Consider the following 9,107-nt stretch of genomic DNA (forward strand, 5'->3'; position numbering starts at 1 on the left):
GTGTGTGGTGCTTTAGGCGTTCGCGCCCACGGCTGCGTGCGACTCGATGTGCGCGACGGCGGCGTTGACGAAGGTGGTCAGGACGGCGACCTGGGCCTCGTCCTGGAGCGAGCCATCGGGGCCGAACGCGTCCGCGCGGTAGTGGAAGAACGTCTCCGGCTGGCCCAGCGTGGGGGCGGAGAAGTGCGCGAGGATCGAACGCAGGTGCGACTGCGCGAGCGCGGTGCCGATGGGGCTGATCGAGGCGCCCATGACGGCGACGGGTTTGTTCGTGAAGGAGTTCTGGCCCCACGGACGCGATGCCCAGTCGAGGGCGTTCTTGAGGGCGCCAGGGATGGAACGCGAGTACTCGGGGGTCACGATGATGATGCCGTCGACCGACTCGACCTGCTCCTTGAAGGAGGTCGCGACCTCGGGCCACGAGCCGTCGAGGCCGTGGTCGTACAGCGGCAGGTCGGCGATCTCGATGAACTCGAAGTCGGCCTGGTCGGCGGCGAGCTGGGTCAAAACGCCGGCGACCTTGCGGTTGATGGAGTGGGCGGCGATGGAGCCGACGATGATTCCGATGCGGGGCATGGCGGAGTCCTTCCGGAGACGGGGGTGGGGGATCGTCGACGACGCCGCCGACAACGGGTCCAACAATACGTGATGTTTCAAGTATTCCGCTACGGGTGTTTTTTGCGGCCGATGCGGTGGCTGGCTCGCGCGCACGGGTATCAGGGGCGCTTGGAGGGGCGAGAACCTGTCGAGACGGGTATCAACCGGGGGTGGAGGTGCTCAGGCGACCGAGGGGCGCGGCAGCGGGGCGGTGGGCACGCCGAGCCGTGGGCTTTCGGGGCCTGGTGCTGCGGCGAGGACCTGCGTCACGATCGAGTCGTCGCCGACCAAGGAACTCTCCACCGCCGCGAGGTGTCCGCGCACGATCCCGGCGCGGGTCTGGTGGGCCACAAAGCCGGCCGCAATGCTGAGCAGCTCAATCGCGTCGCCGCGCAGCGCGTTGTCGACGCACGAGCCGGACTCGTCAAAGCTGTCGTCCTCGACGTGGAGCATCATCTCGGGCTGGGACTTCAGCACGGCGCCCGCGTCGGTGAGCACGGTGCGCAGGTGCTGAATGGCGGAGAACCTCGCAGCGGCCTCGCAGCCCATGCCCGCGATCACGACCGGCAGGCCGGTGAGCGCGTTGGGGGCGACGGTGCCGCCAGCCCAGTCGAGCGCGTTCTTGAGTACGCCGGGGATGGAGCGTTCGTGGCACGGGGTGAGCACCAGGAGTCCGTCGAGCTGCGCAACGTCGCGCTTCCACTGGACTCCCGTGGTGGCAGGCACCACGTCGGTATAGGGCGCGTGGTGGGGCAGCCCCTGCGGGTCGAGCTCGACCAGTCGCACGTGGCTCGGGACCACTTCGTGCAGCAGGCGCGAGACGTGACGTGTCGCGCGCGAGGAGGACAAGGGGCCGATGAGAACGCCCAGCGTGGTCATCCGCGTGCCTTTCGGTCGTGGCCGCCTTGGGGACCTGCAAGCGGCGCTGGCCGGTCCAACCTAGGCGGAGGGCGACGTATTCCCGCAAGTGCGAAAGTCGTGTCAGGTGAGCTCGCGCTTTGCGTAGATGGCGGCGGCATCACGCAACAGCGCGGCCGCGCCGGGGGCCACCTCGTCGTAGTTCATGCGGAACCGCTCGTCGTCGACATACATCTGAGTCAGACCGCGATACGTCTCGGCGTTGGGGGTCCAAAACAGGGAAACCCATTGGTAGTGGCGGGCGACGATCTCCTGGACCTCATCGGACTCGGGCGCGAAGCCCACGCGGATGGCAGCGCCAAGCGCCTCCACCACCTCGCGGTGCGTGTCGAGGTGGCGCTGTTGGCCGTCCTTGCCCAGGGCGGCCCACCGCTCGTTGGAGCGGTCGACGGCGTCGTCGCCCCAGCGCTCGCGGGCCTCTGGCTCGTAGTGCTCGTGCTCGAAGCCGTCGAGGATCTCTTCGTTCGTCATGGGGGTGCCCTTCTGGAGTGAGTCGATGGTGCGGGCGACGGTCGCGGCGAGCCGGGCGTAGCGGTCGCGCTCGGCCGTCAGGCCAGCGAGGTGGTCGCGCAGGTGCGCGAGGGTGATGGTCGGGTCGTCGGAGTCGACGATCGCGGCTATCCGATCGAGGGCGGTGCCGAGTTCGCGCAGCACGAGGATGTGTTGCAGGCGCAGCAGTTCAGCGCGTCCGTAGTGGCGGCGTCCGTCGGCGCCGGTCCATGCTGGGGCGAGCAGGCCGATGGCGTCGTAGTGGCGCAGCGTGCGGCTCGTGACGCCCGTCATGCGGGCGACGGCGGCGATATCGAGATCGGTAGCGGCCGATGCGGTGGCGGGGGAGCGGGTCATGTCACCCAGCGTAGAAGTTGACGCCGCGTCAAGTGCAAGTCTCGAAATGGCGAGCTTCCCGGGGGAGGGGTTGCGCTCGCTCCGACTCCCCACTACCTTAATCGCTTAAGCCAATGCGCTTAAACGATTGAGCGACCGCTTGGCGGTCGCCGAGTCAATGACGACCCGAGGGGATTTTCCATGCAGCACCGTCGCCGCACTGGATTCGCTTGTGGCGCTCTGGCAGCACTGACGCTCGCCATCGCGCCCACAGCAGCCACCGCAGCACCCGAACCCGCCAGTGAGTTCATCTACACCCAAGGCACTGACTTCATGCTCGCGGGCGAGGAGTTCCATGTCCTGGGCTCGAACAACTACTACCCGATGTACTCGAGCGAGTACATGACAGATCAGGTCTTCGCCGCCGCCGAAGACGCAGGCTTCAACACCATGCGGGTGTGGGGCTTCTTCGGGATCGGCTCGCCAGGGGCGTCGACGGAGGTGGCGACGCTGGTCGACAAGGACAAGGGCGTCTACTTCCAGTATTGGGACGATGTCGCCGACGACGTGGCGATCAACACCGGCGAGACGGGATTAGAGCAGCTCGACATGGTGATCGCGCGCGCCGAGGCCCACGGGCTCAGGCTGGTGCTGCCGCTGACGAACAACTGGGGTGCCTTTGGCGGCATGGACCAGTACTTGCTCTGGGCACAGGCCGCTGGTGAGGACGTCGACACCCACGACGACTTCTACACCAACGAGGTCGTCAAGGGTTGGTACAAGGAATACGTCGACGCCCTCCTGAACCGCGTCAACACGGTCACGGGCAAGGTCTACAAGGACGACCCCACCATCATGACGTGGGAACTGGCCAATGAGCCCCGCTGCATTGGCGATGGTGGCCCGGCAGACCTGTCATGGGGATCGGGGCTATTCCCTCGCGATGCTGGCTGTGACGCGGACACCATCACGCCGTGGATCCAGGAGATGTCCTCGTACATCAAGTCGATCGATGCGAACCACCTGGTGGCCACCGGCGACGAGGGCTTCTTTAGCCGTGCAGACGGTACCGACTGGCAGTACGACGGCACCGATGGGGTCGACACCGAGGCGTGGGCAGCGGTGTCGACTATCGACTACCTGAGCTATCACCTGTATCCCGACCACTGGGTCCCGGAGGCCGACGAATCCACCAAGGCGGCCTGGGGCTCGCAATGGATCGCCGATCACAACGCAGCAGCCGATGCGCTGGGCAAGCCAGCGCTCATGGGCGAGTTCGGGTGGGAGCACCAGGCCACCCGCAATGCCGTGTACCAGCAGTGGCTCCAGACCCAGATCGACACGGATGGGGCTGGATCGCTGTACTGGATCCTGTCCGGCCTGCGCGACGACGGCACCCTGTACCCGGACTATGACGGTTTCACCGTCTACTGTCCGTCCCCGGTGTGCACGACAATCCAGAACTACGGAGCGCTCCAAGCGGGCGGCTCGGACCAGATCGCACCGGTCGCGGACAACGACTCGGCTGCCATCGCCTTCGGTGCGGAAGCCACCCTCGATGTCACCGCCAACGACATCGCCTACGGTGGTGCCACCGTCGACGCAGCGTCGGTCGATCTCGACCCCGACACGGCGGGCGTGCAAACCTCGATCTCGGTGGGCGCGGCGGTGGCTTCCGTCGATCCGACCGGGACGGTCACGGTCACGCCTGCAGCGGGCTTCGCGGGAGACCTGTCCCTGACCTATGTGGTGAGCGACAGCGCTGGACGGGTGTCCAACGCCGCCACCGTGGTGGTCTCCGTCGCCCCCAGCGACGACTCTTGGGTGACGCTGGAGAACTTCGGGACCGATGCATCGGCCTGGCAGTGCACCAATGGCACCACGGTGAGCGTCGAGGATGGCGTGGGTGTCTTCACCAACGGCACCGGCGACTGGGACTGGTGCTTCTACACCCCAGACGAGCCGCTGGACCTGTCGGGGGCCGGCCTCATGCGCTACGACTTCCTGGGCTCCGACTCGGGCATGAACTCCGAGATCATGATCAAGACCGGGGACGACTTTGCGTGGCAGAAGCTCGCGGTGAGCCCCGGCACGTGGACCAACCCCGCGACGGGCGACGCGGCGCCAACGGTCAAGTTTGCGGACTTCACAGATGAGTTCCGCGCCACGTTGACCGATGTGCGCCAAGTGGGCATCGGGATGCAAAAGGGCACGCACCGCATCGACAACCTGCGTTACGACCTCAGCGGCACGGTGGAAGGCCCCGATGAAGACGTCGTGGTCGACTACGAGGGTGGCAGCGCCGAGGGCTGGACCTGCGACAACGACGCGACCGTCACCGTCGAGGCCGGTGTTGGCGTCTTCACTAACCCCTCGGGGTGGGCGTGGTGCACGTACACCTTTCCCGCAGCGAACGACCTCTCCAGTGCCGTCGAGATGAAGGTTGATGTCGTGTTGACCGACGGCATGAATCCCGAGCTGGCGTTCAAGGCCGGCGACGGATGGGAGTGGGGCGGCCAGACGGCACTGCCGTCCGGCACGTGGATCTCCGAGGCGGCGACGGTGAGCTACGACCTGACGGGTATCGACGCGAGCTATGCGGCCAGCATGGCGGACACCAAGGCCTTCTCTATCGGTCTCCAGACCGGCGTGCACAAGCTCGACAACTTCCGGTTCGGCATCGCCAGCGGCGGGCAGGAGCCGGAAGTGGTCGAGACGGAGATCGAGGCATGGGAGGCGGCCGCTGCGACCGGCTGGTCGTGCTCTGACGGTGCGACCGCATCGGTCGTCGCAGGCGAACTGGTGATCGCGAGCACCGCGGCGGACTGGGCCTGGTGCGGCTTCGAGCCGGCCTCGCCGCTCGATCTGTCGGGCGCCGATGCGCTGGCGTTCGACTTCGTGGGTACCGACTCGGGCACCAACCCCGAGGTCGCCTTCCAGACCGGTGCTGGGTGGGCGTGGCAGCAGATGGCGCTCGACGAGGACGTCTGGGACACCCCTCTCACGGGAGATGCCGCTCCACGGGTGACCCTGTCTCGCTTGCCTGCTGACTACCAGGCAAGCCTTGCGGATGTGCGCAAGGTGAGCATCGGCGTTCATCGCGGCACGCACACCTTCGACAACCTACGTCTCGTGGCCGACGCTCAACCCGATGTGGTCGTGGATGAGTTCTCGGCAGCGACGGGTGGGACCACGTGGGAGTGCGACAAGGAAGGCGCCAGTGTCAGCGGCATCGACGGCGTGGGCACCTTCGCCAACGCATCCGGTGAGTGGGCGTGGTGTGCGCTGACCCTCGATGAAGCCCTCGACCTGTCGCAAGCGAGTGCGCTGCTCATGGACTTCGTGTCGACCGACTCGGGGGTGGGGCCAGAGATCGCCTTCAAGTCCGGCGACGATTGGGCCTGGGGCGGGCAGCTCAAACCCGCGGGCGCGACCTGGTTCGATGCGGGTGCGGAGGGCTCCGTCGTGGAGTTTGACCTCACCGCCGTCGATGCCGCCTATCGCGAGAGCATGACTGACGTCCGCCAGATCCTCGTGGGCGTCCACCCCGGTGAGCACGTCTTCGCGAACCTTCGGTACGCGTCGGTCGCTGACGCCGAGCCTGAGGTGCCCGTCGAGCCCGAGGTGTGGGTCGACGTCGAGGACTTCGACGGGGCATCCGCGGGCACCTGGGCCTGTGACAAGGATGGCGCCACCGTGACGAGTGCGGACGGCGTTGGCACCATCGTCAATGACTCCGGTGAGTGGGCCTGGTGCATGTTCACGCCCGCCACGCCCTTCGATGCGAGTACGGCGCTGCAGGTGAAGGTCGAGTTCCTGTCGACCGACTCGGGGGTGGGGCCAGAGATCGCCTTCAAGTCCGGCGACGCTTGGGCCTGGGGTGGGCAACTCAAACCCGCGGGCGCCACCTGGTTCGATGCAGGTGCGGACCCGGCGACGATGGTCTTTGACCTCACGAGCGTCTCCGCTGACTACCGAAGCTTGATGGCACAGGTCCAGCAAGTGGGCATTGGCGTGCACCCGGGTACGCACACCTTCGGGACCGTCAGCCTCGGGTACCTCGAGGCCGATGCCCCCGACTCCATCGACCCAGGCGATGGGTCGGTGGACCCTGTGGACCCTGTGGACCCTGTGGACCCGGGTGAAGAGGCAGGAACTCCGAGCATTCACCTCAGCGACACCGTGGTGACCGCAGGTTCCTCCCTCACGGTCACCGGTACCGGCTTTGAGCCGGCCATGGCCCTGACCCTTGCGGTGGACAACTCCCTGGCGGGACTCTCGGGGATGTCGGTGTCCACGGGCGGGGTCACCACGCTCGGCACCGTGACCGTGAACGCCGATGGCACGTTCACGAGCACGGTTGCCATCCCCGCAGACCTGGCGGCGGGCGGCTATGCCCTGCTGGTGCTCGACCCCGACGGTGCCGCTCTTGCGTTCGCATCGCTCACCGTCGAGGCCGCCGCTGGGTCGGATGGTTCGGATCAAGGTGCACTGCCGCAGACGGGAGCCACGCGACTGTGGCTCGCCATCCCTGCGGGAGCTGTGTTGCTCCTCGGCGCCGGGCTCGTCCTCGGCGCACGCAGCAGGCACGTCTGAGCCGTCCGTGGTGGGAGGGTCCCGGGCGGGGACCCTCCCACCACTGCTGTGCGCCACGCCAGTGGCGCAAAGTTGACGTTGCGTCAAGCGCAAGTGCCATTTTCGTACGGATGCCACGCAAGCGCATCGGCCGGTTCTAGACTCCCGACTATGACGAGCACGCCGGACATCAAGCCCCGCTCCCGCCAGGTCACCGATGGACTGGAGGCGACCGCGTCGCGCGGCATGCTCCGCGCCGTCGGGCTTGGCGATGACGACTTCGCCAAGCCGCAGATTGGCATCGCAAGTTCGTGGAACGAGATCACGCCCTGCAACCTGTCGCTGCAGCGCCTGGCGCAGGCCTCCAAGGAGGGCGTGCACGCCGCAGGTGGTTACCCGCTGGAGTTCGGGACCATCTCCGTGTCAGACGGCATCTCGATGGGGCACGAGGGCATGCACTTCTCGCTCGTGTCCCGCGACGTGATCGCGGACTCCGTCGAGACCGTGATGTGCGCCGAGCGCCTGGACGGCTCGGTGCTGTTGGCCGGCTGTGACAAGTCGCTGCCTGGCATGCTCATGGCCGCCGCGCGGTTGGACCTCGCGAGTGTGTTCCTGTACGCGGGCTCGATCATGCCCGGCCACGTCACGCTGACTGACGGCACCTCGAAGGACGTCACGGTCATCGACGCGTTCGAAGCCGTGGGCGCGTGCGCTCGCGGACTCATGAGTGAAGAGGACCGCCTGCGCATCGAGAAGGCGATCTGCCCCGGTGAGGGCGCGTGCGGTGGCATGTACACCGCCAACACCATGGCGTCCGTGGGTGAGGCGCTCGGTATGTCGATCCCCGGTTCTGCCTCCCCGCCCAGCCCCGACCGTCGCCGCGACTACTACGCGCACAAGTCGGGCGAGGCCGTCGTAGGCATGCTGCGCAAGGGCATCACCGCTCGCGACATCATGACCAAGGAGGCGTTTGAGAACGCGATCGCCGTGGTCATGGCTTTCGGCGGCTCGACCAACGCCGTGCTGCACCTGCTCGCGATCGCCCACGAGGCCGAGGTCGACCTGACCCTCGACGACTTCTCTCGCGTGGCCGCCAACGTCCCCCACCTGGGCGACCTCAAGCCGTTTGGCCAGTTCGTGATGAACGACGTTGACCGCGTCGGTGGCGTCCCCGCCGTCATGAACACCCTGCTCGAAGCGGGCTTGATGCACGGTGACTGCCTGACCGTCACGGGCAAGACCCTTGCCGAGAACATGGCCGAGCTCAAGCCCGCGACCATCGACGGCCGCGTGGTGCGTGCGCTGAACAACCCCATCCACAAGTCCGGCGGCATCACCATCCTCAAGGGCACCCTCGCGCCCGAGGGCGCGGTCGTGAAGTCGGCAGGCTTCGACAACGACGTGTTCGAGGCCACCGCGCGCGTGTTCGACCGCGAGCGTGCCGCGCTCGACGCGCTCGCCGACGGCACCATCCAGGCTGGCGACTGCGTCGTGATCCGCTACGAAGGCCCCAAGGGCGGCCCCGGCATGCGCGAGATGCTCGCCATCACCGCCGCCATCAAGGGCGCAGGGCTGGGCAAGGACGTGCTGCTCGTCACCGACGGCCGGTTCTCCGGCGGCACCACCGGCCTGTGCGTGGGTCACATTGCCCCCGAGGCCGTCGACGGTGGCCCTATCGCCTACGTGCGTGACGGTGACCGCATCACGCTGGACGTGGCCAACGGCATCCTTGACGTGCACGTCTCCGATGAGGAAATGGAGTCGCGCAAGGAGGGCTGGAAGCCGCTGCCTCCCGTGTACACCCGCGGCGTGCTCGCCAAGTACCAGAAGCTCGTGGGCTCGGCCTCGAAGGGTGCCGTGCTCGGCTAACCCCTCCACCCTTTCCCATCAAATGGATCCATTTTCATCGCTTGAGCGGCGATCTCCCCCGTCAAATGGATCGGCGAGTTCATAGGGTCGATGCATCACTGGGAGGTGGTGCGATGTCTGGGGTTGCAGTGGTGGGTGCTGGGGTGGGGCGGTCGTTGACGCTGGCTGAGCGGGTGGAGATTCAGTCCGGGTTGCGCTCGGGCCTGTCTCATCGGCGTATCGCGGTCGGTATTGGCCGCTCGCAGTCGGTGGTCTCGCGTGAGATTGCTCGGCATCGGCTTCGTGATGGCGGCTATGGCGCGGTCCATGCTGACCGGCGTGCA

6 protein-coding genes are annotated in these 9,107 nt (G+C 67.0%); 3 read left to right on the forward strand and 3 right to left on the reverse strand.

From position 1 onward, the window contains the following. Positions 1–12: 12 nt before the first annotated feature. The 3 genes from ACK5NO_RS00665 to ACK5NO_RS00675 form a co-directional block, all read right to left on the reverse strand. Positions 13–576, reverse strand: coding sequence for an NADPH-dependent FMN reductase (locus ACK5NO_RS00665; protein WP_416810733.1), 564 nt, complete (start codon positions 574–576; stop codon positions 13–15). Between the two features lie 201 nt (positions 577–777). Continuing rightward, positions 778–1,476, reverse strand: a complete 699-nt coding sequence (locus ACK5NO_RS00670; protein ID WP_416810734.1) for an NADPH-dependent FMN reductase — start codon at positions 1,474–1,476, stop codon at positions 778–780. Positions 1,477–1,578: 102 nt separating this feature from the next. Next, on the reverse strand, positions 1,579–2,361 hold the full coding sequence (locus ACK5NO_RS00675) for a MerR family transcriptional regulator (protein WP_416810735.1): 783 nt from the start codon (positions 2,359–2,361) through the stop codon (positions 1,579–1,581). A 180-nt stretch (positions 2,362–2,541) separates the two neighbouring features. Here ACK5NO_RS00675 and ACK5NO_RS00680 point away from each other — a divergent pair, with 180 nt between their 5' ends. The 3 genes from ACK5NO_RS00680 to ACK5NO_RS00690 all read left to right on the forward strand — a co-directional run. Continuing rightward, entirely contained in the window at positions 2,542–6,936 is a 4,395-nt protein-coding gene (locus ACK5NO_RS00680; protein ID WP_416810736.1) for a cellulase family glycosylhydrolase, read from the forward strand. A gap of 150 nt (positions 6,937–7,086) precedes the next feature. Then, on the forward strand, positions 7,087–8,784 hold the full coding sequence (ilvD, locus tag ACK5NO_RS00685) for a dihydroxy-acid dehydratase (RefSeq protein WP_416810737.1): 1,698 nt from the start codon (positions 7,087–7,089) through the stop codon (positions 8,782–8,784). Between the two features lie 113 nt (positions 8,785–8,897). Continuing rightward, a partial coding sequence (locus ACK5NO_RS00690; protein WP_416810738.1) for a helix-turn-helix domain-containing protein occupies positions 8,898–9,107 on the forward strand: 210 nt, incomplete at its 3' end.

It is taken from the genome of Demequina sp., assembly GCF_047975725.1.
Taxonomy (GTDB): Bacteria; Actinomycetota; Actinomycetes; order Actinomycetales; family Demequinaceae; genus Demequina.

What these genes read in the sequence shown, in the direction of transcription:
- ilvD (WP_416810737.1), top strand. Translation starts at nt 7,087, where the DNA reads ATGACGAGCACGCCGGACATCAAGCCCCGCTCCCGCCAGGTCACCGAT.
- ACK5NO_RS00665 (WP_416810733.1), bottom strand. Translation starts at nt 576, where the DNA reads ATGCCCCGCATCGGAATCATCGTCGGCTCCATCGCCGCCCACTCCATC.
- ACK5NO_RS00675 (WP_416810735.1), bottom strand. Translation starts at nt 2,361, where the DNA reads ATGACCCGCTCCCCCGCCACCGCATCGGCCGCTACCGATCTCGATATC.
- ACK5NO_RS00680 (WP_416810736.1), top strand. Translation starts at nt 2,542, where the DNA reads ATGCAGCACCGTCGCCGCACTGGATTCGCTTGTGGCGCTCTGGCAGCA.
- ACK5NO_RS00670 (WP_416810734.1), bottom strand. Translation starts at nt 1,476, where the DNA reads ATGACCACGCTGGGCGTTCTCATCGGCCCCTTGTCCTCCTCGCGCGCG.